General features: G+C 69.8%; 25 protein-coding genes. 15 read left to right on the forward strand and 10 right to left on the reverse strand.

The window, feature by feature from the left end:
* Positions 1–72: 72 nt before the first annotated feature.
* Positions 73–636, reverse strand: a complete 564-nt coding sequence (locus tag ACKI2N_RS16215) for a cob(I)yrinic acid a,c-diamide adenosyltransferase (RefSeq protein ID WP_420993532.1) — start codon at positions 634–636, stop codon at positions 73–75.
* Positions 637–866: 230 nt separating this feature from the next.
* Here ACKI2N_RS16215 and ACKI2N_RS16220 point away from each other — a divergent pair, with 230 nt between their 5' ends.
* The 10 genes from ACKI2N_RS16220 (at position 867) to ACKI2N_RS16265 (ending at position 10950) form a co-directional block, all read left to right on the forward strand.
* Positions 867–2285 (forward strand): FAD-binding oxidoreductase, encoded by a 1419-nt coding sequence (locus tag ACKI2N_RS16220; protein WP_420993531.1) that lies wholly within the window; start codon positions 867–869, stop codon positions 2283–2285.
* Positions 2286–2293: 8 nt separating this feature from the next.
* Positions 2294–3184, forward strand: a complete 891-nt coding sequence (locus ACKI2N_RS16225) for a LysR substrate-binding domain-containing protein (RefSeq protein WP_420993530.1) — start codon at positions 2294–2296, stop codon at positions 3182–3184.
* Positions 3185–3443: 259 nt separating this feature from the next.
* Positions 3444–4937 carry an FAD-linked oxidase C-terminal domain-containing protein gene (locus tag ACKI2N_RS16230; protein WP_420993529.1) on the forward strand — a complete coding sequence of 498 codons (1494 nt, stop codon included), beginning with the start codon at positions 3444–3446 and terminating at the stop codon, positions 4935–4937.
* 2 nt (positions 4938–4939) lie between these two features.
* Positions 4940–5905 carry an ion transporter gene (locus ACKI2N_RS16235; RefSeq protein WP_420993528.1) on the forward strand — a complete coding sequence of 322 codons (966 nt, stop codon included), beginning with the start codon at positions 4940–4942 and terminating at the stop codon, positions 5903–5905.
* Positions 5906–5964: 59 nt separating this feature from the next.
* On the forward strand, positions 5965–7065 hold the full coding sequence (glcE, locus tag ACKI2N_RS16240; protein WP_420993527.1) for a glycolate oxidase subunit GlcE: 1101 nt from the start codon (positions 5965–5967) through the stop codon (positions 7063–7065).
* 55 nt (positions 7066–7120) lie between these two features.
* Positions 7121–8371: a glycolate oxidase subunit GlcF gene (gene glcF / locus ACKI2N_RS16245; RefSeq protein ID WP_420993526.1), complete on the forward strand. Its 1251-nt coding sequence runs from the start codon at positions 7121–7123 to the stop codon at positions 8369–8371.
* Between the two features lie 220 nt (positions 8372–8591).
* A complete protein-coding gene (locus ACKI2N_RS16250) occupies positions 8592–8954 on the forward strand; it encodes a CidA/LrgA family protein (protein WP_420993525.1) in 363 nt (120 codons plus the stop codon).
* Positions 8951–9676, forward strand: a complete 726-nt coding sequence (locus tag ACKI2N_RS16255) for an LrgB family protein (protein WP_420993524.1) — start codon at positions 8951–8953, stop codon at positions 9674–9676. The genes ACKI2N_RS16250 and ACKI2N_RS16255 overlap by 4 nt, the downstream gene beginning before the upstream one ends.
* 121 nt (positions 9677–9797) lie before the next feature.
* On the forward strand, positions 9798–10163 hold the full coding sequence (locus ACKI2N_RS16260) for a VOC family protein (protein ID WP_420993523.1): 366 nt from the start codon (positions 9798–9800) through the stop codon (positions 10161–10163).
* A 73-nt stretch (positions 10164–10236) separates the two neighbouring features.
* Positions 10237–10950 (forward strand): helix-turn-helix transcriptional regulator, encoded by a 714-nt coding sequence (locus tag ACKI2N_RS16265; protein WP_420993522.1) that lies wholly within the window; start codon positions 10237–10239, stop codon positions 10948–10950.
* Between the two features lie 15 nt (positions 10951–10965).
* Here the strand turns inward: ACKI2N_RS16265 and ACKI2N_RS16270 are convergent, their stop codons facing one another.
* Genes ACKI2N_RS16270 through ACKI2N_RS16280 form a run of 3 tightly spaced genes read right to left on the reverse strand, consistent with a single transcriptional unit; the run spans position 10966 to position 13736 of the window.
* The gene (locus tag ACKI2N_RS16270; protein WP_420993521.1) at positions 10966–11457 is read right to left on the reverse strand and encodes a glutathione peroxidase; all 492 of its coding nucleotides are present in this window, start codon (positions 11455–11457) and stop codon (positions 10966–10968) included.
* Positions 11458–11495: 38 nt separating this feature from the next.
* On the reverse strand, positions 11496–12635 hold the full coding sequence (locus tag ACKI2N_RS16275) for a PilT/PilU family type 4a pilus ATPase (protein WP_420993520.1): 1140 nt from the start codon (positions 12633–12635) through the stop codon (positions 11496–11498).
* Positions 12636–12692: 57 nt separating this feature from the next.
* Positions 12693–13736 (reverse strand): type IV pilus twitching motility protein PilT, encoded by a 1044-nt coding sequence (locus tag ACKI2N_RS16280; protein WP_420993519.1) that lies wholly within the window; start codon positions 13734–13736, stop codon positions 12693–12695.
* Positions 13737–13799: 63 nt separating this feature from the next.
* Between ACKI2N_RS16280 and ACKI2N_RS16285 the strand changes: the two genes are divergently transcribed.
* Both ACKI2N_RS16285 and proC read left to right on the forward strand, forming a co-directional pair.
* Entirely contained in the window at positions 13800–14537 is a 738-nt protein-coding gene (locus tag ACKI2N_RS16285) for a YggS family pyridoxal phosphate-dependent enzyme (RefSeq protein ID WP_420993518.1), read from the forward strand.
* Between the two features lie 58 nt (positions 14538–14595).
* Entirely contained in the window at positions 14596–15420 is an 825-nt protein-coding gene (gene proC, locus ACKI2N_RS16290; protein ID WP_420993517.1) for a pyrroline-5-carboxylate reductase, read from the forward strand.
* Positions 15421–15555: 135 nt separating this feature from the next.
* Here proC and ubiA read toward each other — a convergent pair whose 3' ends face one another.
* The 6 genes from ubiA to recG form a co-directional block, all read right to left on the reverse strand.
* Complete coding sequence (gene ubiA, locus ACKI2N_RS16295; RefSeq protein WP_420993516.1) at positions 15556–16413, reverse strand: 4-hydroxybenzoate octaprenyltransferase; 858 nt, start codon at positions 16411–16413, stop codon at positions 15556–15558.
* A gap of 198 nt (positions 16414–16611) precedes the next feature.
* Positions 16612–17097, reverse strand: a complete 486-nt coding sequence (locus ACKI2N_RS16300) for a Dps family protein (protein ID WP_017226651.1) — start codon at positions 17095–17097, stop codon at positions 16612–16614.
* A gap of 81 nt (positions 17098–17178) precedes the next feature.
* Positions 17179–17385: a hypothetical protein gene (locus ACKI2N_RS16305; RefSeq protein WP_420993515.1), complete on the reverse strand. Its 207-nt coding sequence runs from the start codon at positions 17383–17385 to the stop codon at positions 17179–17181.
* A 70-nt stretch (positions 17386–17455) separates the two neighbouring features.
* Positions 17456–18904, reverse strand: a complete 1449-nt coding sequence (locus tag ACKI2N_RS16310) for a catalase (protein ID WP_420993717.1) — start codon at positions 18902–18904, stop codon at positions 17456–17458.
* 376 nt (positions 18905–19280) lie between these two features.
* Positions 19281–20234 (reverse strand): LysR substrate-binding domain-containing protein, encoded by a 954-nt coding sequence (locus tag ACKI2N_RS16315; protein WP_420993514.1) that lies wholly within the window; start codon positions 20232–20234, stop codon positions 19281–19283.
* A 150-nt stretch (positions 20235–20384) separates the two neighbouring features.
* Positions 20385–22583 (reverse strand): ATP-dependent DNA helicase RecG, encoded by a 2199-nt coding sequence (gene recG / locus ACKI2N_RS16320; RefSeq protein ID WP_420993513.1) that lies wholly within the window; start codon positions 22581–22583, stop codon positions 20385–20387.
* Positions 22584–22819: 236 nt separating this feature from the next.
* Here recG and queA point away from each other — a divergent pair, with 236 nt between their 5' ends.
* The 3 genes from queA to yajC all read left to right on the forward strand — a co-directional run bounded on the left by queA (position 22820) and on the right by yajC (position 25578).
* Entirely contained in the window at positions 22820–23866 is a 1047-nt protein-coding gene (gene queA / locus ACKI2N_RS16325; protein WP_420993512.1) for a tRNA preQ1(34) S-adenosylmethionine ribosyltransferase-isomerase QueA, read from the forward strand.
* 41 nt (positions 23867–23907) lie between these two features.
* The gene (gene tgt, locus ACKI2N_RS16330; protein WP_420993511.1) at positions 23908–25038 is read left to right on the forward strand and encodes a tRNA guanosine(34) transglycosylase Tgt; all 1131 of its coding nucleotides are present in this window, start codon (positions 23908–23910) and stop codon (positions 25036–25038) included.
* 210 nt (positions 25039–25248) lie between these two features.
* The gene (gene yajC, locus ACKI2N_RS16335; RefSeq protein ID WP_420993510.1) at positions 25249–25578 is read left to right on the forward strand and encodes a preprotein translocase subunit YajC; all 330 of its coding nucleotides are present in this window, start codon (positions 25249–25251) and stop codon (positions 25576–25578) included.
* Positions 25579–25834: the final 256 nt, after the last annotated feature.

The raw sequence follows: 25834 nt of genomic DNA on the forward strand, positions 1-25834 counted from the left end.
GTTCAACGGCAGGCCGGCGGGGCGGCTTGAGCGCTGGCGCGCCAAAGCGGGCGCCGACCCGTTATTTATGACTTATTTGTCACTTTCGGCAACACGGCCGCGCTGCCACAGCACGTCGCCGCCGCCGGCGGCGCGGTTCAGCACGCGCGCCAGCACGAACAGCAGGTCCGAGAGCCGGTTCAGGTACTGGCGTGGCGCCTCGTTGAGCGCCTCCTGCGCGCCCAGCGCCACCAGCGCCCGCTCGGCCCGCCGGCAGACCGTGCGGCAGACGTGCGCCACGGCCGCGGCGCGGCTGCCGCCGGGCAGGATGAACTCGGCCAGGCGCGGCAGGGCGGCGTTGTAGTGCGCCAGCCATTCGTCGAGCTGCAACACCTGTTCCGGCTTGACCAGCACGTAGCCGGGGATGGACAGCTCGCCGCCGAGGTCGAACAGGTCGTGCTGGATGTGCAGCAGCGCCGCGCGCACCTCGCCGGGCAGGGTCTCGGCCAGCAGCACGCCGAGATTGGAGTTGAGTTCGTCGACCTCGCCGATGGCGGCGATGCGCACGCTGTCCTTGCCGGTGCGGCTGCCGTCGCCGAGGCCGGTGGTGCCGCCGTCCCCGGTGCGGGTGGCGATCTTGGTCAGGCGGTTGCCCATGCGGGTCTCCTGCGGTGGCGATCCCGCATTATGGCGCGCATCGGGGCCGCGGCGGGGGCGCCTGCCGCGCGCCGGCTCCGGCGCCCGATGTGCTGCGGCGGGCAGGCGCGGCGTAGAATACGGGATTCGCCCGCGACGCCAGCGGGTACCAGTGCCGGCACCGTCGCGCGCCGCCCGTTGCGGGCCGTCGCCCCACGGCAGCCCGCCGCCGCAGTCCCGCCGGAGACACCATGAACCATCCCACCCCCCATGCGGCGCTGGCGCGCCAGCCCTTGCCGGCCGCCGTGCGCGAGGCCCTGCAGGCCCGTTTCGGCGAGCGCTTTTCCACCTCCTCCGGCGTGTGCGAGCACCACGGGCGCGACGAGTCGCCGTTCCCGCCGGCCGCGCCGGACGGCGTGGTCTTCGCCCACAGCACCGAGGAAGTGGCCGAGGTGGCGCGCCTGTGCAACGCGCACCGCGTGCCGCTGATCCCCTACGGCGCCGGCTCCTCGCTCGAAGGCCACCTGCTGGCGGTGGCCGGCGGCATCAGCCTGGACCTGTCGCAGATGAATCGCGTGCTGTCGGTGCAGGCCGAGGACCTGAACGTGACCGTGCAGCCGGGCGTGACCCGCAAGCAGCTCAACCAGGAAATCAAGGACAGCGGCCTGTTCTTCCCGATCGACCCGGGCGCCGATGCCTCGCTGGGCGGCATGTGCGCCACGCGCGCCTCCGGGACCAACGCGGTGCGCTACGGCACCATGCGCGAGAACGTGCTGGCGCTGACCGTGGTCATGGCCGACGGCCGCATCGTCAAGACCGGCACCCACGCGCGCAAGTCGTCCGCCGGCTACGACCTGACCCGCCTGATGATCGGCAGCGAAGGCACGCTGGGCATCATCACCGAGGTCACGGTGCGGCTCTACCCGCAGCCGGAGGCCATCTCCGCCGCCATCTGCGCCTTTCCCAGCATGGGCAGCGCGGTGCGGGCGGTGATCGACACCATCCAGCTCGGCGTGCCCGTCGCGCGCGTGGAGTTCGTCGACGCGCTGGCCATCCGCGCCATCAACCGGCACGACAACCTCGCCATGCCGGAAATGCCGCATCTGTTCTTCGAATTCCACGGCACCGAGGCCGGCGTCAGGGAACAGGCCGGGACCGTGCAGCAGATCGCCGCCGAGCACGGCGGCCAGGGCTTCGAATGGGCCACCCGGCCGGAAGACCGCAGCCGCCTGTGGAACGCCCGCCATACCGCCTACTTCGCCATGCTGCAGCTCAAGCCGGGCTGCCGCGCCGTCACCACCGACGTATGCGTGCCGATCTCGCGGCTGGCCGAGTGCGTGACCGAGACCGAGCGCGACCTCGACGCATCCAGCCTGCCCTGCCCCATCGTGGGCCACGTCGGCGACGGCAACTTCCACGTGGCGATCCTGACCGACCCGGCCAGGCCGCAGGAGCTGGCCGAGGCCGAGGCCATCAACCGGCGCATCGTGGAGCGCGCGCTGGCCATGGGCGGCACCTGCACCGGCGAGCACGGCGTGGGCCTGCACAAGATGGATTTCCTGGTCAGCGAGCACGGCGAGGATGCGCTGGACCTGATGCGCGCCATCAAGAACGCGCTCGATCCCAACCACATCCTCAACCCCGGCAAGATCTTCCGCGCGACGCGCTGAAGCCGCGCATGGCCGCCGTGTTCAACCGCGTCCCGCCGCTGCACCTGCTGATCGCGTTCGAGGCCGCCGCCCGCCTGGGCAGCTTCGCGCGCGCGGCGGAAGAGCTGTCGGTCACGCCCAGCGCCGTGTCGCACCGCATCAAGAACCTCGAGGAACTGTGGGGCGAGGACCTGTTCGTGCGCTCCAACGCCGCGCTGCGGCTGACCGCCGCCGGCACGCGCTATCTGCGCAACGTGCAGGACGCGCTCAAGTCCCTCAACGAGCTGGCGCGGCCCGAGTACAACAAGCAGCGCACGCGCCTGCGCGTGGCCATCCCGCCCACCTTCGGCCGCCAGCACCTGGTGCCGCGCCTGCCAGAGTTCACCGCGCTGTACCCGCACATCGACACCGAGCTGCATCTGGCCATCCCGTTCCTGGACGTGAAGGCCGAGGACACCGACGTGGAGATCCGCTACGGCACCGGCCGCTACCCGGACCTGAAGACGACGAAGCTGCTGGTCGAGCCGGTGTTTCCCGCCTGCGGGCGCGAATACTACGAGCGCATCGACGGCCGCTCCGTCACCCGGCCCGAGCACCTGCACAACCTGGTGCTGCTGCGCAGCCCGCTGGAGCCGTGGAAGCCGTGGTTCGAGACCGCCGGGCTGGACTGGGCGGAGCCGCAGACCGGCCCGCAGTTCAACGACATCGGCCTGATGCTGGAGGCCATCGCCTCCAACCAGGGCGTGGCGCTGGTGCGCCAGCGCATGGCCCGCCAGTGGCTGGCGCTGGGCCAGATGGTGCGCCTGCTCGACATCGAATCGGTCTCGCCGCACGGCTACTACATCGTCGAGCGCGAGCAGGCGCCGCTCAAGCCGGAGGCGCGCTATTTCGTCGACTGGCTGCTGGGGCTGGAGTGGTAGCGGCGCGGCAGGGATGTGGCGCCGGCGTAGCGCGCCGGTGACGTCCGGCGCCGGCCGCCGGTGCTAAGCTGGAATCGCGCGCCTGCCCCGCGCCTGCCATGCCCCGGCGCGCCGCCGGCATGAGCGATTTTGATCGGCCTGCCATGCGGAATTCACGTCGCCGCGGTGCGGCGCGGCCGCCGGGCTGCGCTATAGTCCTTGCTCCCCACCCGCTCGCGCGCCGCCCAGGCGCCTGCCGGCGGCCAATACAGGAGTTGTCATGAACGCCCCGCACGAAGTCTCCCTGGTCACCGACGACGGCCGCCGCGCGGCGCTGCTCGAAGGCCTGGCGAAAATCCTGCCCGATGCGGCCCTGTTGTGGAAACCCGAAGACACCGCGCCCTACGAGTGCGATGGCCTGGCCGCCTACCGCCAGCTGCCGCTGGCCGTGGCGCTGCCCGACAAGGAAGAACAGGTCTGCGCCATCCTGCGCCTGTGCCACGCGCTGCAGGTGCCGGTGGTGCCGCGCGGCGCGGGCACCAGCCTGTCCGGCGGGGCCATGCCGATCGCCGCCGGGCTGGTGCTGTCGCTGGCCAAGTTCAAGCGCATCGTCAGCGTGGATGCGCGCTCGCGCACCGCCGTGGTCCAGCCGGGCGTGCGCAACCTCGCCATCTCCGAGGCCGCCGCGCCCCATAACCTCTACTACGCGCCGGACCCGTCCTCGCAGATCGCCTGCACCATCGGCGGCAACGTCAGCGAGAACTCGGGCGGCGTGCATTGCCTGAAATACGGCCTCACGGTGCACAACGTGCTGCGCGTGCGCGCGGTGACGATGGAAGGCGAGGTGGTGGAATTCGGCTCCGCGGCGCCCGACGCGCCGGGGCTGGACCTGCTGGCCGTGATGATCGGCTCGGAAGGCATGCTGGCGGTGGTCACCGAGGTGACCGTCAAGCTGATTCCCAAGCCGCAGCTCGCCCAGGTGATCATGGCCAGCTTCGACGACGTGGCCAAGGGCGGCGACGCGGTGGCCGACGTGATCGGCGCCGGCATCATCCCGGCCGGGCTGGAAATGATGGACAAGCCCGCCACCGCCGCCGTGGAGGAATTCGTGCGCGCCGGCTACGACCTCGACGCCGCCGCCATCCTGCTGTGCGAGTCGGACGGCACCACGGAGGAAGTGGCCGAGGAGATCGAGCGCATGAGCGAAGTGCTGCGCGCCTCGGGCGCCACGCGCATCGCCGTGTCGCAGAGCGAGTCCGAGCGGCTGCGCTTCTGGAGCGGGCGCAAGAACGCCTTCCCCGCCGCCGGGCGCATCTCGCCGGACTACTACTGCATGGACGGCACCATCCCGCGCAAGCACATCGGCACGCTGCTCAGGCGCATCGAGGAAATGGAGCGCAAGTACCGCCTGCGCTGCATGAACGTGTTCCACGCCGGCGACGGCAACATGCACCCGCTGATCCTGTTCGATGGCGCCGACCAGGACGAATGGCACCGCGCCGAGCTGTTCGGCTCGGACATCCTGGAAAGCTGCGTGGAGCTGGGCGGCACCGTCACCGGCGAGCACGGCGTGGGCGTGGAAAAGCTCAATTCGATGTGCGTGCAGTTCGCGCCCGAGGAGCGCGAGATGTTCTTCGCCGTCAAGGCGGCCTTCGACCCCGCGCGCCTGCTCAACCCGGACAAGGCCATCCCCACGCTGGCGCGCTGCGCCGAGTACGGCCGCATGCACGTCAAGCGCGGCGTGCTGCCCCACCCCGACCTGCCGCGCTTCTGAACATGGCAGGCCAGAAAGCCGCCGCGCGCGGCCAGCAGAAGCACGCCGCGCAGGTCCGCCAGCGCCTGGGCAAGCCCGAATCGGGCTGGCGCGAGCGCTGGTACACCATCATCTTCGAGGCCGACACGCACGCCGGGCGGCTGTTCGACATCGTGCTGCTGCTGTGCATCGTGGCCAGCGTGCTGGTGGTGGTGTTCGACAGCCTGCCGGCGGTGAGCCTGCGCCTAGGCACCGCGTTCACGGTGGCGGAATGGCTGTTTACGCTGCTGTTTACGGCCGAGTACGCAATGCGCATCCTGGTGGTGCGGCGCCCGCTGCGCTATGTGTTCAGCTTCTTCGGCGTGGTGGACTTCCTGTCGATCATCCCGACCTGGCTGGCCTTCTTCGTGCCGGAACTGGCCTTCCTGATCGACGTGCGGCTGCTGCGGCTGCTGCGCGTGTTCCGGATCCTCAAGCTGACCGTGTATTTCGAGGAGGCGCAGATCCTCTACCGCGCGCTGGCCAACAGCCGGCGCAAGATCTTCGTCTTCCTCGCCACGGTGTTCATCATCACCGTGATCCTGGGCACCGTGATGTACGTGGTGGAAGGCCCGCAACACGGCTTCACCAGCATCCCGGTAAGCATGTACTGGGCGGTGGTGACGCTGACCACGACCGGCTTCGGCGACATGGTGCCGAAGACGCCGCTGGGGCAGTTCATCACCTCGCTGACCATCCTGCTGGGCTACGGCATCATCGCCTTTCCCACCGGCATCGTCGGCGCGGAGCTGGCGGCCAGCATCCTGAAGCGCCCGCTGACCACGCGCACCTGCACGCACTGCCTGAGCGAGGGGCACGACCCCGACGCGGGCTACTGCAAGCACTGCGGCAACGCGCTGCCGCCTTACCGCGACGAGCGGGACGAGCGGGACGAAAGCGGAGGCGACAACAAACCCCTGCCCGCCGCGGCCAAGTCGCCGCCGGGCTGATCCCGCGGCCACGCGCCCCGAACCGGGCCCACATCGAAAACCAGAACCAGCCAGCACCCATGCCAGCCGACCAGCAAGCCACTCTCGACGCCTTTCGCGACACCATCCGGCGCGCCACGGACGCGCGCACGCCGCTGCGCCTGCGCGGCGGCGGCAGCAAGGATTTCTACGGCCAGCAACTGCAAGGCGAGGTGCTCGACACGCGCGGCTACAGCGGCATCGTCGACTACGACCCGCCCGAGCTGGTGATCACCGCGCGCTGCGGCACGCCGCTGGCCGAGATCGAGGCGGCGCTGGCCGAGCGCCGCCAGATGCTGGCCTTCGAGCCGCCCCATTTCGGCGCCGGCGCCACGCTCGGCGGCGCGGTCGCGGCGGGCCTGTCGGGCCCGCGCCGGCAGGCGGTGGGCGCGCTGCGCGACTTCGTGCTCGGCGTGCGGGTGATGGACGGCCGCGGCGACATCCTGGACTTCGGCGGCCAGGTGATGAAGAACGTGGCGGGCTATGACGTCTCGCGCCTGATGGCCGGCTCGCTGGGCACGCTGGGGCTGATCCTGGAAGTCTCGCTGAAGGTGCTGCCGGTGCCGTTCGACGACGCCACGCTGCGCTTCGCCATGGGCGAGGCCGAGGTGCTCGAGCGCCTCAACCAGTGGGGCGGACAGCCGCTGCCGGTCGCGGCCTCGGCGTGGCACGACGGCGTGCTGCACCTGCGCCTGTCGGGCGCGGCGGCGGCGGTGCGCGCCGCGCGCGAGCGCCTGGGCGGCGAGGCCGTGGCGCCGGACGAAGCCGTCGCGCTGTGGCGCGCGCTGCGCGACCAGCAACACCCGTTCTTTGCGCCGGTGCAGGCAGGCCGCGCGCTATGGCGCATCGCCGTGCCCACCACCGCCGCGCCGCTGGCGCTGCCGGGCGGCGGCCAGCTGATCGAATGGGGCGGCGGCCAGCGCTGGTGGCTGGGCGGCGCCGACAGCGCGGCCGATGCCGCCGCCGTGCGCGCCGCCGCCGCTGCCGCGGGCGGCCACGCCACGCTGTTCCGCAACGGCGACAAGGCTGCGGGGGTGTTCACGCCGCTGGCCGCGCCGCTGCACGCGATCCACCAGCGCCTCAAGGCCGGCTTCGACCCCGCCGGCATCTTCAATCCGCAGCGCATGTACGCCGGCCTCTGAGCCGCCGGCCAGGCCCCACCCATCCCAAGCAAAGGCACCGGAGAGTCCCCCCACCATGCAAACCACCCTGGCCGAATTCCTGCGCGGCACGCCCGATGGCGAAGAAGCCAAGTCCATCGTCGGCAAGTGCGTGCACTGCGGCTTCTGCACCGCCACCTGCCCTACCTACCAGCTGCTGGGCGACGAGCTGGACGGCCCGCGCGGGCGCATCTACCTGATGAAGCAGGTGCTCGAAGGCCAGCCCGTCACCGAAAGCACGCGCCTGCACCTGGACCGCTGCCTGACCTGCCGCAACTGCGAATCGACCTGCCCCTCTGGCGTGCGCTACGGCCGCCTGGTCGACATCGGCCGCAAGGTGGTGGACGAGCGCCTGGAGGCCGAGGGCGTGCGGCGCCCGGCCGGCGAGCGCTTCGCGCGCTGGGCCCTGCGCGAAGGCATGACGCGCCCGGCGCTGTTCGGCACGGCCATGCGGCTGGGCCAGCGCGTGCGCCCGCTGCTGCCGCAGGCGCTGCGCAACAAGGTGCCCCGCCCGGTTGCCGCCGGCGCGTGGCCGCGCAACGCGCATGCGCGCAAGATGGTGCTGCTCGACGGCTGCGTGCAGCCGTCGATGTCGCCCAACATCAATGCCGCCACCGCGCGCGTGCTCGACCGCCTCGGCGTGCAGCTGCTGGTGGCGCGCGAGGCCGGCTGCTGCGGCGCGGTGCGCTACCACACCGGCGACCACGACGGCGGCCTCGACAATGCGCGCCGCAATATCGACGCGTGGTGGCCGCTGGTGGAAGCCGGCGCCGAGGCCATCGTCATGACCGCCTCGGGCTGCGGCGTGATGGTCAAGGAATACGGCCACCTGCTGCGCGACGACGCGCGCTACGCCGAGCGCGCGCGCCGGATCTCGGCGCTCACGCGCGACCTGTGCGAGCTGCTGCCGGACTTCGCCGACAACCTGCAGGACATGGCCGGCGCCGCGCGGCGCGCCGGCAACGGCCAGCGCGTGGCCTACCACCCGCCCTGCACGCTGCAGCACGGCCAGCAGCTGCGCGGCCGCGTGGAGGCGCTGCTGACCGCGCTGGGCGTGGACGTCCGGCTCTGCGCCGACAGCCACCTGTGCTGCGGCTCGGCCGGCACCTACTCGGTGCTGCAGCCGGCGCTGTCCTACCGCCTGCGCGACGACAAGCTCGCCAACCTGCAGGCCTCGAAGCCGGACGCCATCGTGTCGGCCAACATCGGCTGCATCACGCACCTGCAGAGCGGCACCGACACGCCGGTGCAGCACTGGATCGAACTGGTGGACCGGCTGCTGGAGTAAGCGGCCGCGGCCGGCTGTCGCACCCCGCCGGCCGCGTCCGTCGCTGCGGGTTGGCTCCCCAGGGTTTGGCTCCCTAGGTTTGGCTCCCCTCTCCCGCTTGCGGGAAAGCGCGTGGAAACACGCGTGGTCTTCTCGCGGCGCCGGCGCATCTGCCGGCGGGGGCCGCTCCGGGTTACCATGCGGCTGCCCCAGATCCGCACGCTCCGGCGTGCCCTTCGCCATGCTCCAGACCTTCGCCATCCTCCTCGTCTTCCAGTCCGTCGGGGAAGCCCTCAGCTATGCCCTGAGCCTGCCGGTGCCCGGCCCGGTGATCGGCATGATCCTGCTGTTCTGCTGGCTCGCCCTCGACGACCGCATCCTGCCGGTGATCCAGGGCACCACTTCCGAGCTGCTCAAGCACCTGTCGCTGCTGTTCGTGCCGGCCGGGGTGGGCATCATGGTGCATGCGCACCGCATCGGCGGCGAGTGGCTGCCGATCGTGGTCGCGCTGGTGCTGTCCACCTGGCTGGCCATCGCCACCACGGCGCTGGTGGCGCGCGCGCTGATGGGCCGCGCGCGGGCCGGCGACGGAGAGCGCGCATGATGACGCCGCGCCTCAACGAAATCTGGGTCTACCTGGCCGCCAGCCCGCTGCTGGGGCTGACCGCCACGCTGCTGGCCTATGTGTTCGCCTTCCGCGTCTACGAGCGCGCGCGCTTCTCGCCGCTGGCCAACCCGGTGATGATCGCCGTGGCCATCCTGGTCACGCTGCTGACCGTGACCGGCACGCCATACAAGACGTACTTCGACGGCGCGCAGTTCGTGCACTTCCTGCTCGGCCCGGCCACGGTGGCGCTGGCGGTGCCGCTGTACCTGCAACTGCCCAAGCTGCGCCGCCATGTGCTGCCGCTGCTGGGCGGGCTGCTGGCGGGCTCGCTGGTGGCGGTGGTCTCGGCGGTGGGCATCGCCTGGCTGCTGGGCGCGTCGCCGGAGACCATCCGCTCGCTGGCGCCCAAGTCGGTCACCATCCCGATCGCCATGGGCGTGGCCGAGAAGATCGGCGGCCTGCCGTCGCTGACCGCCGTGCTGGTGATGCTGACCGGCATCATCGGCGCGGTCAGCGCGACGCGGCTGCTGAACCTGCTGCGCATCACCGACTACACCGTGCGCGGCTTCGCCACCGGGCTGGCGGCGCACGGCATCGGCACCGCGCGCGCGTTCCAGGTCAACCAGGAAGCGGGCGCCTTCGCCGCGCTCGGCATGGGCCTGAACGGTGTGCTGACGGCGGTGATGGTGCCGGTGCTGGCGGCATGGATGCCGCGCTGAGCGCCGCGCGGGGCACGGTGGCGGGGGCGGTGGCGGAGGCCGCACAAATGGCTGCTGACAGCACGTTGTCAGGAGCCCCCGCGCATGATCGGCCACTCCAACCCCAACCGCAGAGGTCATCATGAGTGGACTGATCAACTGGCTTGAAATCCCGGTCGCCGACATGCCGCGCGCCATCCGCTTCTACGAGCAGGTGTTCCAGACCGGCCTCAAGCGCGAGACCATGGAACAGGTGGACATGGCGGTGTTCGACAACATGGAGCCCGGCGGCGCGCTGGTGGCGGGCGAGTCCTACCGTCCCTCGGCCGACGGCTGCGTGCCGTACCTGCACGCGCCGGGCCTGGCGGCGCTGCTGGCGCGCGTGCAGGCCGCGGGCGGCAAGACCGTGTTCGGCCCGCTGCAGCTGCCTGGCGACATCGGCCATATCGCGCATATCATCGATACCGAAGGCAACCGGATCGGCCTGCACCAGCCGCTGGCGGGCTGAGCAGGCCGGCCCGAAGCCGCGCTGCCAGACGCACCCTTGCCAACCTCCCCGCCCGCGACATGAACCGAGCCCGATGAGCCGCCGCGCCGACCGCCTTTTCCAGATCGTCCAGGTGCTGCGCGGGCGCCGCCTGACCACGGCGGCGCTGCTGGCGCAGCGGCTCGGCGTGTCCGAGCGCACGGTGTACCGGGACATCCAGGCGCTGTCGCTGTCGGGCGTGCCGGTCGAGGGCGAGGCGGGCATCGGCTACCGGCTGCGCGCGGACTACGACGTTCCCCCGCTGATGTTTACCGCCATGGAAGTCGAGGCGCTGGTGGCCGGGCTGCGCCTGCTCAAGGCCTGGGGCGGCGGCGCGCTGGCCGCCGCGGCCGATCCCGCGCTCGAGAAGCTGGTGGCGGCGCTGCCGCCGGCGCGGCGCCATGCGGCGCAGCAAAGCCGCGTGTTCGCGCCCGAGTTCGTCAACCATCCACAGGTGCGCGACGCCTTCGACGTGGTGCACGGCGCCATGAACGCGCAGCGCCTGCTGCGCCTGGACTACACCGACGCGCAGCAGCGCGCCACCGACCGCGTGGTGCAGCCGCTCGGCCTGTTCTTCTGGGGCAACAACTGGCTGCTGGCCGCGTGGTGCACCACGCGCACCGACTACCGCAGCTTCCGCCTCGACCGTTGCCGCAGCATCGTCATGCTCGACGACCGCTTCCACGAAACGCCGGACCGCTCGCTCAACGGCTTCCTGCGCGCGGTGCAGGCCAGCGGAGCGGGCCCCGACACCCCCGCTCGCCCGTAGTGCCGAAGGCGCGGCTTACGCCGGCTCGGCCAGCAGCTTCTCGATGTCGCCCTTGATGTCCTCGGGCTTGGTGGTCGGCGCGTAGCGCTTGAACACCGTGCCGTCGCGGCGCAGCAGGAACTTGGTGAAGTTCCACTTGATGGCTTCGATGCCCAGCACGCCCGGCTTCTCGGAAGTCAGCCAGCGGTACAGCGGATGCGCGCTGGCGCCGTTGACGTCGATCTTGGCGAACATCGGGAAGGTGACGTGGAAGCGCGCTTCGCAGAACTGGCCGATCTGCGCGGCGTCGCCGGGCTCCTGCTTGCCGAACTGGTTGCACGGAAAGCCCAGCACTTCCAGGCCGGCGGCGGCGTATTGTTCCTGCAGCGCCTGCAGGCCGGCGTACTGCGGCGTGAAGCCGCATTCGCTGGCGGTGTTGACGATCAGCAGCACCTTGCCGGCAAAGCGCGACAGCGGCACCGGCTCGCCGGCAAGCGAACTGGCTTCGAACTGGTAGACGTTGCTCATGGCGGCTTTCCTTGGTTGGCCCGCGCGGCGCGCCGGCTTCAGATGACGTTGAGATGCTCGGTGCCGGCGCCGAGGTCGCTTTCGCGGTCGCGCGAGCCGTGCAGCTTGATCATCAGGCGCAGGTCGTTGAGCGAGTCGGCATTCTTCAGCGCGTCTTCGTAGCTGATCTTGCCGGACTCGTAGAGATCGAACAGCGCCTGGTCGAACGAGACCATGCCCTGCTCGCGCGATTTCTTGATGACTTCCTTGAGCGCGTGGATCTCGCCCTTGAAGATCAGGTCGGCCACCAGCGGCGTGCCGATCATGATTTCCACGGCCGGCACGCGGCCCTTCTGGCCCTGGCGCGGCAGCAGCCGCTGCGAGATCATCGCCTTGAGGTTGAGCGACAGGTCGATCAGCAGTTGCTGGCGCTTTTCCTCCGGGAAGAAGTTGACGATGCGGTCGATGGCCTGGTTGGCGTTGTTGGCGTGCAGCGTGGCCAGGCACAGGTGGCCGGTCTCGGCGTACTGCATCGCGTACTCCATGGTCTCGCGGTCGCGGATCTCGCCGATCAGGATCACGTCGGGCGCCTGGCGCAGCGTGTTCTTCAGCGCGATGTGCCAGGAGTCGGTGTCGATGCCCACCTCGCGCTGCGTGACGATGCAGTTCTGGTGCGCGTGCACGTATTCGATCGGGTCCTCGATGGTGATGATGTGCCCGTACGAATGCGCGTTGCGGTGGTCGAGCATGGCCGCCAGCGAGGTCGACTTGCCCGAGCCGGTGGCGCCGGTGACGATCACCAGGCCGCGCTTGGCCATCACGATGTCGTGCAGCGTCTGCGGCAGGTCGAGGTCGTCCACCGACGGGATGCGCGTGTTGATGGTCCGCACCACCATGCCCGCCTTGCCCTGCTGGATGAAGGCCGAGACGCGGAAGCGCCCGGCGTTGGGCACCGAGATGGCGAAGTTGCACTCGTGGGTGCCGTCGAACTCGGCGATCTGGCGCTCGTTCATGATGGAGCGCACCAGGCCCAGCGCCTGGGCCGGGATGAGCGGCTGCTGCGAGACCGGCGTGATCTTGCCGTCGACCTTGATCGCGGGCGGGAATTCGGCGGTGATGAACAGGTCCGAGCCGCGGTTGTTCACCATCAGCTCGAGCAGGTCGTTGATGTACTTGGCGGCGGAGTCGCGGTCGAGCATGGCGGTCACCTGGTTCGGGTACGCCGGGTACGGCGTCGTTCGGTTGCGCGGCCGGCGTCAGCCCGCGAAGGAGTCGGGGTTCTTGGCGATGGCGCGCGCGTCGTTGTAGCCGATCAGCCCGCGCTTGATCAGGTCCGACAGGCACTGGTCCAGCGTCTGCATGCCGAGCCCGCTGCTGGTCTGCATCATCGAGTACATCTGCGCGATCTTGTTCTCGCGGATCAGGTGGCGGATGGCCGGCGTGGCGATCATGATCTCATGCGCGGCGGTGCGGCCGTTGCCGTCGCGCGTCTTGAGCAGCGTCTGCGAGATCACCGCCTCGAGCGATTCGGACAGCATGGTGCGCACCATGTCCTTTTCCTCGGGCGGGAACACGTCGACGATACGGTCGATGGTCTTGGCCGCCGAGCTGGTGTGCAGCGTGGCGAACACCAGGTGGCCGGTTTCCGCCGCGGTCAGCGCCAGGCGGATGGTTTCCAGGTCGCGCAGCTCGCCCACCAGCACCACGTCCGGATCCTCGCGCAGGGCCGAGCGCAGCGCGTTGGCGAACGAGTGCGTGTGCGGCCCCAGCTCGCGCTGGTTGATCAGGCTCTTCTTGGAGGTGTGCACGAACTCGATCGGGTCCTCCACGGTGAGGATGTGGCCCATGTCGTGGTCGTTGCGGTGGTCCACCATCGCCGCCAGCGTGGTGGACTTGCCCGAGCCGGTGGGCCCGGTCACCAGCACCAGGCCGCGCGGCTTCATGCACAGGTCGGCGAACACCGCCGGCGCGCGCAGGTCTTCCAGCGTCAGCACCTTGGAGGGAATGGTCCGGAACACCGCGGCCGCGCCGCGCTGCGTGTTGTACGCGTTGACCCGGAAGCGCGAGAGGCCGGCGATCTCGAACGAGAAGTCGATCTCCAGGCGTTCTTCATACTGTTTGCGCTGGGTGTCGCTCATGATGTCGTACACCATGGCGTGGACATCCTTGTGCGCCATCGCGGCCACGTTGATGCGGCGCATGTCGCCGTGGATGCGGACCATCGGCGGCATGTCCGCGGACAGATGAAGATCGGACGCCTTGTTCTTGACGGCGAAAGCCAATAGCTGCGCGATGTCCATCTATAATGACCCCACCCTATTTTTGTCGTACTTTGTTGTACTTCTTGATATGTTCGCCGGATTATGTCTGTAATCGCCGCCAACTTGCAAGCCGTGCACCGGCGCATCGCGGCAGCCGCACAACAGGCCGGACGGGTGGCCGCCGACGTCACCCTGCTGGCGGTTTCCAAGACCTTCCCGGCGGATGCCGTGCGGGCCGCCTTCGATGCCGGCCAGCGCGCTTTCGGCGAAAACTACGTGCAGGAAGGCGCCGACAAGATCGCGCAGCTGGCCGACCTGCGCGCCGCCATCAGCTGGCATTTCATCGGTCCCCTGCAAAGCAACAAGACGCGCATCGTGGCCGAGCGCTTCGACTGGGTCCACGCGGTGGACCGCCTGCGCATCGCCGAGCGGCTGTCGGCGCAGCGCCCGGCAGAACTGCCGCCGCTGCAGGTCTGCCTGCAGGTCAATATCAGCGGCGAAGCCAGCAAGAGCGGGGTGGCACCTGAAGAAGTGCCCGCGCTGGCGCGCGCGGTGGCGGCGCTGCCCGGGCTGCGGCTGCGCGGGCTGATGGCGATTCCCGAGCCGGCCGCGGACGTGGCCGCGCAGCGCCGGCCGTTCGCCGCCATGCGCGCGCTGCTCGCCGCGCTGCGGGCGCAAGGCCTGGACGTGGACACCCTGTCGATGGGCATGTCCGCGGACATGGAAGCCGCCATCGCCGAAGGCGCCACCCTGGTGCGCATCGGCACCGCGATCTTCGGCGGACGCGACTACGGCCGCGCGCCGCAGGCGGCCGGCGCGGCGCCCGTCGCCCACGGCTGAACACCCCCGCCCCCCTGCGGTGGCCCTTTCCCCTTCCAGCAAGAAACAGAGACAACCGATGCTCGACACCCTCACCTTCGGCTTCCTCGGCGGCGGCAACATGGCCACCGCCCTGATCGGCGGCCTGATCGCCCGCGGCGTGCCCGCCACCTCGATCCGCGTGGTCGATCCGTTCGAGGATGCCCGGGCGCGCCTGCGGCGCGACCATGGCGTGCATGCGTCGGGCACGCCCGACGCCGCCTTCGGCGCCAGCGACGTGCTGGTGCTGGCGGTCAAGCCGCAGCAGTTCCGCGACGCCGCCGCGTCGCTGGCGCCGTACCTCGCCGACAACCTGATCGTCAGCGTGGCCGCCGGCATCCGCCTGTCCGACATGCAGCGCTGGTTCGGCGGCCACCCGCGCCTGGTGCGCGCCATGCCGAACACCCCGGCGCTGGCCGGCCTCGGCATGACGGGACTCGCCGCCGCGCCCGGCCTGGGCGAGCGCGACCGCGCGGTCGCCGGCGCGCTGGCCGAAGCGGTGGGCAAGTGCGAGTGGGTGGAGGGCGACGCGCAGATCGACGCCGTCACCGCCATCTCCGGCAGCGGCCCGGCCTATGTCTTCTACTTTATCGAGGCGATGGAGAAGGCCGCCGCCGAACTGGGCCTGAGCGCCGCGCAGGGACGCGCGCTGGCGGTGGAGACCTTCCGCGGCGCCGCGGCGCTGGCCGCGCAGTCGGCGGAGCCGGTCAGCGTGCTGCGCGAGCGCGTGACGTCCAAGGGCGGCACGACCTACGCGGCGCTGACGTCGATGCAGGCCGCGGGCATCGGCGACGCTTTCGTGAAAGCCATGCACGCGGCGGCCGCGCGCGCGACCGAGATGGGCGCGGAGTTCGGCAAGGATTGAGCGGAAGGCGCGAGAAATGGTGGCGCAAACCCGGAGCCATGAACGGAGCCGACGGTTTTTTCCGGCACGGCAGCATTTGCAAGCCCACGCCCCCTCTCCCGCAAGCGGGAGGGGAGCAAACCCAAAGCCCAGGAATCAGCGCAGCGCGTAGGCCGCCGCCGTCCCGGCGAACACGAACGCGCCCAGCCAGTTGTTGTGCCGGAACGCCGCGAAGCAGCGCATGCGGTCGCGGCCGCGGATCAGCGTGTAGTGATAGGCCGCGCAGCCGGCCGCGGCCGCCAGCCCCGCCCAGTAAGGCCAGCCCAGCCCGAGCCGGGCGCCGGCCCACGCCATCAGGCCGAGGAAGGCCGCATAACAGAGCATGATGGCCGCCACGTCGAAGCGGCCGAAGGTGATGGCCGAGGTCTTCATGCCGATCAGCAGGTCGTCGTCGCGGTCGACCATGGCGTAGGCGGTGTCGTAGGCCACCGCCCAGAACACATTGGCCAGCAGCATGATCCACGCCACCGCCGGCACCTCGCCCCGCACCGCGGCGAAGGCCATCGGGATGCCGAAGCCGAAGGCGATGCCGAGATAAGCCTGCGGGATGGCGAAGAAGCGCTTGAAGAACGGATAGGTGGCGGCGATGATGGCCGCCGCCACCGCCAGCCACCTGGTCAGCGCGTTGAGCGGCAGGACCAGCACGAAGGCCAGCAGCGCCAGCACCGCCGCCACCGCGATGGCTTCCCACGCGGCGATCTTGCCCGCCGTGAGCGGGCGCTCCCTGGTGCGCTTGACGTGCTTGTCGAAGTCGCGGTCGGCCCAGTCGTTCATGGCGCAGCCGGCCGAGCGCATCAGGAAGGTGCCGGCGAAGAAGATCCAGAACAGGCCCCAGGCGGGCGGGCCGCCGGCCGCCATCCACAGCGCCCACAGCGTGGGCCACAGCAGCAGCAGCGTGCCGATGGGCTTGTCGATGCGCACGAGGCGCGCGTACAGGGCGAGGCGTTCGAGCATGGCAAGGGTCCGCGCTGCGCAGGGCGGACGGAAAAGCTGGGACTTTGAACGAAAAACGCGCCTCGAGCCGGTAGCCGGTACCGGTCGAGGCGCGCGAGGCGGCCGGCGGTCAGCTGAGCCGGCGCGGGCGCCCGGACGACAGCCGCGCGACGCCCGGCCGGGCATCGACGGGCCGCCGACGCCGGCCTTCGGCGGCGCTCAGGCCAGCATCGAGCGCAGCATCCATGCGGTCTTTTCGTGCGTCTGCATGCGCTGGGTCAGCAGGTCGGCCGAGGGCTCGTCGCCGGCGGCGTCGATCACCGGGAACAGCGAGCGCGCGGTGCGCACCACGGCTTCCTGGCCTTCGACCAGCTTGCGGATCATCTCGGTGGCTTCGGGCACGCCCTCTTCCTCGGCGATCGACGACAGGCGGGCGTATTCCTTGTAGGTGCCCGGCGCCGGGTAGCCCAGCGCGCGGATGCGCTCGGCGATGGAGTCCACCGCCAGCGCCAGTTCGGTGTACTGGGTTTCGAACATCAGGTGCAGCGTGTTGAACATCGGACCCGTGACGTTCCAGTGGAAGTTATGGGTCTTGAGATAGAGCGTGTAGGTGTCCGCCAGCAGCTTCGACAGGCCTTCTGCGATCTTCTTGCGTTCTTTGTCCGAAATGCCGATGTTGACGCTCATCTCATTCTTCTTTGCCATGATAGGTACGCTCCAAATCCGGGGGTGGCCACGAGAACTGCCGCGCTACGGAAAACGCGGCACAACCCGCACATTATGGCATCACCCGCCGAAGACCGACAAACCGCCCGACAAAGTCCGGGCCGCGTCCAGGAACATCGCGGCCGCACCCAGCGCGATCACCGCCATGCCGATTTCCTTGCGCCACAGCTTGCGCTGCAGGCGCGCGGCATCGGCGCGGCCGCCCCGGTCGTGCGCGTCGTGGCGCAGTTGCTGCAATTCGCTGACGAACATGTCGATCATGGCCATGATGGTTCTCCTGGTCCTGCGTTGCCGTCCCGCCCGCGCCTCCGGGCGGCGGCGGGACGGCGCGGCTTCGTTACTTCAGGTTGAGCGCGCGCTTGACGCCTTCGCCGTAGGCCGGGTCGGCCTTGGTGAAGTGCTCGATCTGCACGCGCACGATCTCTTCGGGCACGCCCTGCATGGCGGCCGCGATGTTCGAGTACAGGCGCTGGCGCTGCGCCTCGTCGAACAGGCGGAACAGCGCGCCGGGCTGGCTGTAGTAGTCGCCGTCGACGCGGTGGTCCCAGTGGTCGGCGGCCTGCCCGTCGAGCGCCAGCGGCGGTTCGATGGCGCGTTCGCTGGATGCGAAGGCGCCTTCGCGGTTGGGCTCGTAGTTCAGCTTGCCGCCCTGGTTGCCGTCCACCCGCATCGCGCCGTCGCGGTGGTAGGTGTTGTACACCGGCACTTTCGGCGCGTTCACCGGGATCTGGTTGTGGTTCACGCCCAGGCGGTAGCGCTGCGTGTCGCCGTACGAGAACAGCCGGCCCTGCAGCATCTTGTCGGGCGAGAAGCCGATGCCGGGCACCACGTTGGCCGGGTTCATCGCCACCTGCTCGACTTCGGCGAAGTAGTTGTCCGGATTGCGGTTGAGCTCCAGCACGCCCACGTCGATCAGCGGGTAATCCTTGTGCGGCCACACCTTGGTGAGGTCGAACGGGTTGAGGTGGTACTTGGCGGCGTCGGCCTCCGGCATGATCTGCACGCGCACGTTCCAGCGCGGGAAGTTGCCCTTTTCGATGTTCTCGAACAGGTCGCGCTGGGCGCTTTCGCGGTCGCTCGCCACCACCTTGGCCGCTTCCTCGTTGGTCCAGTTGGCGATGCCCTGTGCCGACTTGAAGTGGAACTTGACCCAGAAGCGCTCGTTGGCCGCGTTGATGAACGAATACGTGTGCGAGCCGAAGCCGTGGATCTGGCGGTAGTTCTGCGGCAGGCCGCGGTCGCTCATCAGGATGGTGACCTGGTGCAGCGATTCGGGGTGGCGCGACCAGAAGTCCCACACGGCGATGGGGTCGCGCAGGTTGGTGTGCGGGTTGCGTTTCTGAGTGTGGATGAAGTCGGGGAACTTGAGCGGGTCGCGCACGAAGAACACCGGCGTGTTGTTGCCGACCACGTCCCAGTTGCCTTCGTCGGTGTAGAACTTGATCGAGAAGCCGCGCACGTCGCGCTCGGCATCGGCCGCGCCGCGCTCGCCGGCCACGGTGGAAAAGCGCATGAAGACCGGCGTCTGCTTGCCGACCTGGGCAAATACCGAGGCCTTGCTGTACTTGCTGATGTCCTGCGTGACGGTGAAGGTACCGTGGGCGCCGGAGCCCTTGGCGTGCACGCGCCGCTCGGGAATGACCTCGCGGTCGAAGTGAGCGAGTTTCTCGAGGAACCACACGTCCTGCAGCAACATGGGACCGCGCGGGCCGGCGGTCTGGGAATTCTGGTTGTCGGCGACCGGCGCGCCCGCGCCGGTGGTGAGAATGTCCTTGTCCTTGCTCATCATGACCTCTTTTTGTGGGTGATCGGGAAGTTCTGGCTGGGGGAACCGGCTTGGCAGGCCGCTGGGTAATTTCAGTACACCCGGGCGTAACAGGCAAGGCAATCGGCCACCGCGCCTGCCAGCGTGCGCAGGAGATTGCCCTGGTCGGTGGATTCAATGCTGTTCATCTGCGGCTCCCTTGGATGATCGGCACGCAATGTGTCGATGGAGGCAGTCTACGGACAATCTATTAAATTAGAAATTCAATAATTTCTAACTATGAAATAGGCGTCACCTATGTCGACCGGGCGATACCGGGAAATCAGCGGAAACGGGGAAGGGAGAAAACGCCGGGACGGGCAGGACACCCGCCCCGGACGGGGATGCAGAGGCCGGCTCAGGCGGCTTCGGCCAGCTCCTTGGCGGCCAGCTTGCTCACGCCGGGCAGCTCGCACGCGGCCACCGCGCGGCGCAGCGCTTCCATGGCCGGCAGGCGGGTGAAGCTCTTGCGCCAGGCCAGCACCACGCGCCGGTCGGGCACCGGGTCGGTAAACGGCACGTAGGCCAGCAGGTCGTTCTTGCCCGGCTTGAGGTCGGGCACCGAAGTGCGCGGCAGCACCGTGATGCCGACGCCGCTGGCCACCATGTGGCGGATGGTTTCCAGCGAGGAGCCTTCGAAGGTCTTCTGGATGCCGTCGGCGGCCTGCGAGAAGCGCGACAGCTCCGGGCACACGCCCAGCACCTGGTCGCGGAAGCAGTGGCCGCTGCCCAGCAGCAGCATGGTCTGCTGCTTGAGCTCGTCGGGATCGACGTGGCCGGCGTTCTCGAGCTGGTGGCCGCGCGGCACCGCCACCACGAACGGCTCGTCGTAGAGCGGCTGCACCGTGAGGCCGGAGTCGGCGAACGGCTCGGCCATGATGGCGCAGTCGATCTCGCCCTGCTTGAGCAGCTCGATCAGCTTGACCGTGTAGTTCTCCTGCAGCATCAGCGGCATCTGCGGCACGGTCTGGATCATTTGCTTGACCAGCGACGGCAGCAGGTAGGGGCCGATGGTGTAGATCACCCCCAGGCGCAGCGGCCCGGCCAGCGGGTCCTTGCCCTGCTTGGCGATCTCGCGGATGGCCATGGTCTGCTCGAGCACGCGCTGGGCCTGCGCCACGATCTGCTCGCCGATGGGCGTCACCGACACCTCGGAGGTGCCGCGCTCGAAAATCTGCACATTGAGCTCGTCTTCCAGCTTCTTGATAGCGACCGACAGGGTCGGCTGCGACACGAAGCAGGCTTCCGCCGCCCGGCCGAAATGGCGCTCGCGCGCCACGGCGACGATGTACTTGAGTTCGGTGAGCGTCATGACTTATCAATTCCCGTTAGGCGATAGATTTTACCTTCGATTCACGGTTCTGTCAGAGCCCGCCTTCGATGCGGCGCATACGCGGCTCCGGCGCCCCGGCAGGTGGCGGCCGGGCATCTTCTTGGTGCAGAACCGCCGGCTTTTGGCAGCTCAGGCCTTGAGGAAGTGCTCGCGCCCGCCAAGCCAGCGCAGCAGGTGGGCCTCCACCGCCTCGGGGTAATGCGCCAGCATCAGCTCGGCGGCTTCCCGGGCGTAGTCGACCAGCCAGGCATCGGTTTCCAGGTCGGCGAAGCGCAGCATCGCCTCGCCGGACTGGCGCGCGCCGAGGAATTCGCCGGGGCCGCGGATCTGCAGGTCGCGCCGGGCGATCTCGAAGCCGTCGGTGGTTTCGCGCATGGTGGCCAGGCGCTCCTTCGCGGTGGGCGACAGCGGCGCCTGGTACATCAGCAGGCAGACCGATTCGGCGCTGCCGCGCCCCACCCGGCCGCGCAGCTGGTGCAACTGCGCCAGGCCAAAGCGCTCGGCATGCTCGATCACCATCAGCGAGGCATTGGGCACGTCCACCCCGACCTCGATCACGGTGGTGGCCACCAGCACCTGCAGGCGGTTGGCGATGAAGTCGCCCATCACCGCGGCCTTCTCGGCCGGCGGCAGGCGGCCGTGCACCAGCCCCACCTTGAGCTCGGGCAGGGCCGCCACCAGGGTTTCGTAGGTTTCCACGGCGGTCTGCAACTGCAAGGCTTCGCTTTCCTCGATCAGCGGGCAGACCCAGTAGACCTGGCGGCCGTCGGCGGCGGCGTGGTGCACGCGCCCGATCACCTCGTCGCGGCGCGCGTCGTTGACCAGCCGCGTCACCACCGGGCTGCGCCCGGGCGGCAGCTCGTCGATCACCGAGACGTCGAGATCGGCGTAGTAGGTCATGGCCAGCGTGCGCGGGATCGGCGTGGCCGACATCATCAGTTGGTGCGGCACGGTCTCGGCGGCCGCGCGGCCGCGCGCGGGCGCCGCCGCGGGCTCGGCCTCCGCCTTGCCGCGCAGCGCCAGGCGCTGGGCCACGCCGAAGCGGTGCTGCTCGTCCACCACCGACAGCCCCAGCCGGGCGAACTTCACGCTGTCCTGGATCAGCGCGTGGGTGCCGATGACCAGCCGGGCCTCGCCCGACTCCACCCGCGCCGCGGCCTCGCGCTTGGCGCGCGCCTTGAGGCTGCCGGCCAGCCACACCACCGGCACGCCGAGCGGCTCCAGCCACGCCGAGAGCTTGCGGAAATGCTGCTCGGCCAGGATCTCGGTGGGCGCCATCAGCGCGGCCTGGTAGCCGGCGTCGATGGCCTGGCAGGCCGCCAGCGCGGCGACGATGGTCTTGCCGCTGCCGACGTCGCCCTGCAGCAGGCGGTGCATCGGGTGCGGCGCGCCCATGTCGGCGGCGATCTCTTCCACCACGCGCTGCTGCGCGCCGGTGAGCCTGAACGGCAGCGCGTCCAGGAAAGCGCTGAGCAGTCCGCCGGCGCGGCGCGGCATCGGCGGCGCGCTCTTGTCGCGGCGCGCGGCCTGCGAGCGCTTGAGCGAGAGCTGCTGGGCCAGCAGCTCGTCGAACTTGATGCGCTGCCAGGCCGGGTGCGAGCGCTCGGTCAGCGCGTGCTCGTCCACCTCCTGCGGCGGCGCGTGCAGCAGGCGCAGGCACTCCGGCAGCGGCCGCAGCTTGAGCTGCGCCAGCGGGCCCTGCAGCACCGGCTGGGGCAGCGTCTCGGGCAGCGGCGTGCGGCCCAGCGCGCCGCCGATGGCCTTGCGCAGGTAGGCCTGCGGGATGCCGGCGGTGCTCGGGTAGACCGGCGTGAGGCGGTCCGGCAGCGCCTCGCCGGGCGCCACCGCGCGCACCGCGGGATGGACCATCTCGGCGCCGAAGAAGCCGCCGCGCACCTCGCCGCGCACGCGCAGGCTGGCCCCCACGGCCATCTGCTGGGCCTGGCTGCCGTAGAAATTGAGGAAGCGCAGCGTCAGCTCGCCGCTGTCGTCGGCGATCTTCACCACCATCTGGCGGCGCGGGCGGAAGGTGACCTCGTTCGAGGTGACCACGCCCTCGACCTGCGCCGCCAGGCCCAGCCCGGCGCGCCGGATCGCCTCGGCGATCGGCAGCAGCGTGGTCTCGTCCTCGTAGCGCATCGGCAGGTGCAGCACCAGGTCGACGTCGCGCCTGAGGCCGAGCTTGTGCAGGCGCGCCATGGCCGAGGACGGCTTGCCCGCCGCCGTGCCCTTGGCCGCCGCGGCCTTGCCCGGCCGCCCCGGCTTGCCCGCGGCGCGCGCGGGGCTGTCGGTGGTTTCCTGGGTCGGGTCGGGAGCGGTTCCTGGCATCGGGCGGGCTGGGGTGGCGAAGGGAAGGCGGCGGCAAGCCTGTCCGGGTTGGCGCCGGCGGCGTCGATCGCGCAAAACGCCGCAATCGGCCGGCAAATAGGCGATATCATGCGCGCCCGGGCGGCGCTGCCGCCTCAAGCCTTACAATATCGGATTCGCCGATTGTACCTATGCCGGCCGCGCCACCGCGCGGCCGGTAGCCGTTTTTGCCCGTATTTGCCCGTATTCGCCCCCCTATGCTGACGTTGTCCGATTTCGATTTCCCGCTTCCGCCTGAACTGATCGCGCAGACCGCCCTGCCCGAGCGCGGCGCCAGCCGGCTGCTGGTGGTGGAAACCGACGCGCAGACCGGCGCCACGCGCATGGCGGACCGCGGCTTTGCCGACGTGGTGGATTACCTGCGCCCGTCGGACCTGCTGGTATTCAACGACACGCGCGTGATCAAGGCGCGCTTCTTCGGCCACAAGGGCAGCGGCGGCAAGGTCGAGGTGCTGGTCGAGCGGGTGCTGGACGCACATAGCGTGCTGGCCCAGGTGCGCGCCTCCAAGACCCCGCCCGAGGGCAGCCGGCTGCGCCTCGCGGATGCCTTCGACGTCACCGTGGGCCCGCGCGTGGACCAGTTCTTCACGCTGCGCTTCCCCGAGCCGGCGCTGGACCTGATCGAGCGGTACGGCCGCCTGCCGCTGCCGCCCTACATCACCCACGACCCCGACGCCTACGACGAGACGCGCTACCAGACCGTCTACGCGCGCGCGCCCGGCGCGGTGGCCGCGCCCACCGCCGGCCTGCATTTCGACGAAGCGCTGTTCGCCCGGCTCGACGCGCTCGGCATGCGGCGCGGCTTCCTCACCCTGCACGTGGGCGCCGGCACCTTCCAGCCGGTGCGCACCGAGAACCTGGCCGAGCACAAGATGCACGCCGAGTGGTACGAGATCTCCGAGGACCTGGCCCGGGCCGTGCGCGAGACGCGCGCCGCCGGCGGCCGCGTGATCGCGGTCGGCACCACTTCGCTGCGCGCGCTGGAATCGGCCGGCGCGGCCGACGGCACGCTGGCCGCGGGCCGCGGCGACACCGATATCTTCATCACGCCCGGCTACCGTTTCCGCGTGGTGGACGCGCTCATCACCAATTTCCACCTGCCCAGGTCGACGCTGCTGATGCTGGTGTCGGCGCTGGCCGGCGTGGAGCCCATCCGCGCCGCCTACCGCCATGCGGTGGCGCAGCGCTACCGCTTCTTCAGCTACGGCGACGCCATGTTCCTGACCCGCCAGCCGCAGCCCTGAGCGCGCCGCGCCAGCCCGAACCCGACTCCAGGATATCCGCCATGCTCGACTTCGAACTGCTCACCACCGACGGCAATGCCCGCCGCGGCCGCGTCACCCTCAACCACGGCGTGGTCGAGACCCCGATCTTCATGCCGGTCGGCACCTACGGCTCGGTCAAGGCGATGTCGCCGCTCGAACTCAACGAGATCGGCTCGCAGATCATCCTCGGCAATACCTTCCACCTGTGGCTGCGCCCCGGGCTGGAAGTGGTGGAAAGCCACGGCGGCCTGCACCGCTTCATGGGCTGGGACAAGCCGATCCTGACCGATTCGGGCGGTTTCCAGGTGTTTTCGCTGGGCGCGCTGCGCAAGATCACCGAGGACGGCGTGACCTTCGCCTCGCCGGTCAACGGCGACAAGCTGTTCCTCTCGCCCGAGATCTCGATGCAGATCCAGCGCACGCTGAACTCCGACATCGTGATGCAGTTCGACGAGTGCACGCCCTACGAGATCGAAGACCGCCCGGCGACCCACGAGGAAGCCGCCGCCTCCATGCGCATGAGCCTGCGCTGGGCCAGGCGCTCGATCGACGAATTCAACCGCCTGGCCAACCCCAATGCGCTGTTCGGCATCGTCCAGGGCGGCATGTTCGAGGACCTGCGCGACGAATCGCTGGCCGGCCTGTCCGAGCTGGACTTCCACGGCTACGCCATCGGCGGGCTGTCGGTGGGCGAGCCCAAGGAAGACATGATGCGGGTGCTGGAGCACGTGGCGCCGCGCCTGCCGGCGCACAAGCCGCACTACCTGATGGGCGTGGGCACGCCCGAGGACCTGGTCGCCGGCGTGGCCGCCGGCGTGGACATGTTCGACTGCGTGATGCCCACCCGCAACGCGCGCAACGGCTGGCTGTTTACGCGCTTCGGCGACGTCAAGATCAAGAACGCGGCCCACCGCAACGACACGCGGCCGCTCGACGAGAGCTGCGGCTGCTATACCTGCCGCAACTTCTCGCGCGCCTACCTGCACCACCTGCACCGCGTGGGCGAGATCCTGGGCGCGCGCCTGAACACCATCCACAACCTCCACTACTACCTGCAATTGATGGCCCAGATGCGCGAGGCCATCGAGCAGCACCGTTTCGAAGCCTTCCGCGCGCGCTTTGCCGCGGACCGCGCGCGCGGAGCGCAGTAGGCGGCACCCGGGGCGAGGCGCCGGGCGCCCGGAACTTTCCGCCGGACGCCGGTCGAATACGCGGGTCCGGCGCGCCTGCCGGGGCGGCGCGCAAGGCGCCCCGAACAAACCCGCAAATCCCCGCAAATGCCCCGATCGGGCATGGAAGGCGGTTGCAAGCGGGTGGTAGAATGACCGACTAACTGATTGACTTTGTGACGGAGAAGCGACGTGCTGATTTCTAACGCATTTGCCCAGACTGCCGGGATCACCGGCGGCGCGGCGGGTGGCCTGATGAGTTTCCTGCCCATCATCCTGATGTTCGCGGTATTGTGGTTCATCATGATCCGCCCGCAGATGAAGCGCCAGAAGGAATCGAAGGCAATGCTGGAAGCCCTGGCCAAGAACGACGAAGTCGTCACCGCCGGCGGCATCCTGGGCCGCGTGACCAAGGTGAACGAGCAATACGTGACGCTGGAGATCGCAGCCGGCACCGAAATCACGGTGCAGAAGAACGCCGTGACCACGGTGCTGCCGAAGGGCTCGCTGAAGTCCCTCTGAGCCGCGCACCGCGGGCGGCGCGCCGTACGCGACGCCGCTCCCGCAGCTCATTTTGACCGCTTTACTGCTTTTTCGCCGGCTTTTTCGCCCTTCCCGGCACGCCATTAGCGCGCGTGCCCCTGCAGCCGCCTGATCCAGCCCGGGTTGTCCGTGGATGCCAGGCGGCTGTTTGCCAACCGGTGCGGGTGCCCGATACCCCGCTGACAGTACCGTCCGACGGTATTCTCGGCCCCGCCAACCGCAGAACGACTGGCCA

Origin of the sequence: Cupriavidus sp. 30B13 (genome assembly GCF_049059565.2) — a bacterium.
GTDB lineage: Bacteria > Pseudomonadota > Gammaproteobacteria > Burkholderiales > Burkholderiaceae > Cupriavidus.

Bases quoted from the DNA above. Each gene is read 5' to 3' on its own strand.
- ACKI2N_RS16215 (WP_420993532.1), bottom strand. From the start codon at position 636: ATGGGCAACCGCCTGACCAAGATCGCCACCCGCACCGGGGACGGCGGC.
- ACKI2N_RS16220 (WP_420993531.1), top strand. From the start codon at position 867: ATGAACCATCCCACCCCCCATGCGGCGCTGGCGCGCCAGCCCTTGCCG.
- ACKI2N_RS16225 (WP_420993530.1), top strand. From the start codon at position 2,294: ATGGCCGCCGTGTTCAACCGCGTCCCGCCGCTGCACCTGCTGATCGCG.
- ACKI2N_RS16230 (WP_420993529.1), top strand. From the start codon at position 3,444: ATGAACGCCCCGCACGAAGTCTCCCTGGTCACCGACGACGGCCGCCGC.
- ACKI2N_RS16235 (WP_420993528.1), top strand. From the start codon at position 4,940: ATGGCAGGCCAGAAAGCCGCCGCGCGCGGCCAGCAGAAGCACGCCGCG.
- glcE (WP_420993527.1), top strand. From the start codon at position 5,965: ATGCCAGCCGACCAGCAAGCCACTCTCGACGCCTTTCGCGACACCATC.
- glcF (WP_420993526.1), top strand. From the start codon at position 7,121: ATGCAAACCACCCTGGCCGAATTCCTGCGCGGCACGCCCGATGGCGAA.
- ACKI2N_RS16250 (WP_420993525.1), top strand. From the start codon at position 8,592: ATGCTCCAGACCTTCGCCATCCTCCTCGTCTTCCAGTCCGTCGGGGAA.
- ACKI2N_RS16255 (WP_420993524.1), top strand. From the start codon at position 8,951: ATGATGACGCCGCGCCTCAACGAAATCTGGGTCTACCTGGCCGCCAGC.
- ACKI2N_RS16260 (WP_420993523.1), top strand. From the start codon at position 9,798: ATGAGTGGACTGATCAACTGGCTTGAAATCCCGGTCGCCGACATGCCG.
- ACKI2N_RS16265 (WP_420993522.1), top strand. From the start codon at position 10,237: ATGAGCCGCCGCGCCGACCGCCTTTTCCAGATCGTCCAGGTGCTGCGC.
- ACKI2N_RS16270 (WP_420993521.1), bottom strand. From the start codon at position 11,457: ATGAGCAACGTCTACCAGTTCGAAGCCAGTTCGCTTGCCGGCGAGCCG.
- ACKI2N_RS16275 (WP_420993520.1), bottom strand. From the start codon at position 12,635: ATGCTCGACCGCGACTCCGCCGCCAAGTACATCAACGACCTGCTCGAG.
- ACKI2N_RS16280 (WP_420993519.1), bottom strand. From the start codon at position 13,736: ATGGACATCGCGCAGCTATTGGCTTTCGCCGTCAAGAACAAGGCGTCC.
- ACKI2N_RS16285 (WP_420993518.1), top strand. From the start codon at position 13,800: ATGTCTGTAATCGCCGCCAACTTGCAAGCCGTGCACCGGCGCATCGCG.
- proC (WP_420993517.1), top strand. From the start codon at position 14,596: ATGCTCGACACCCTCACCTTCGGCTTCCTCGGCGGCGGCAACATGGCC.
- ubiA (WP_420993516.1), bottom strand. From the start codon at position 16,413: ATGCTCGAACGCCTCGCCCTGTACGCGCGCCTCGTGCGCATCGACAAG.
- ACKI2N_RS16300 (WP_017226651.1), bottom strand. From the start codon at position 17,097: ATGGCAAAGAAGAATGAGATGAGCGTCAACATCGGCATTTCGGACAAA.
- ACKI2N_RS16305 (WP_420993515.1), bottom strand. From the start codon at position 17,385: ATGGCCATGATCGACATGTTCGTCAGCGAATTGCAGCAACTGCGCCAC.
- ACKI2N_RS16310 (WP_420993717.1), bottom strand. From the start codon at position 18,904: ATGAGCAAGGACAAGGACATTCTCACCACCGGCGCGGGCGCGCCGGTC.
- ACKI2N_RS16315 (WP_420993514.1), bottom strand. From the start codon at position 20,234: ATGACGCTCACCGAACTCAAGTACATCGTCGCCGTGGCGCGCGAGCGC.
- recG (WP_420993513.1), bottom strand. From the start codon at position 22,583: ATGCCAGGAACCGCTCCCGACCCGACCCAGGAAACCACCGACAGCCCC.
- queA (WP_420993512.1), top strand. From the start codon at position 22,820: ATGCTGACGTTGTCCGATTTCGATTTCCCGCTTCCGCCTGAACTGATC.
- tgt (WP_420993511.1), top strand. From the start codon at position 23,908: ATGCTCGACTTCGAACTGCTCACCACCGACGGCAATGCCCGCCGCGGC.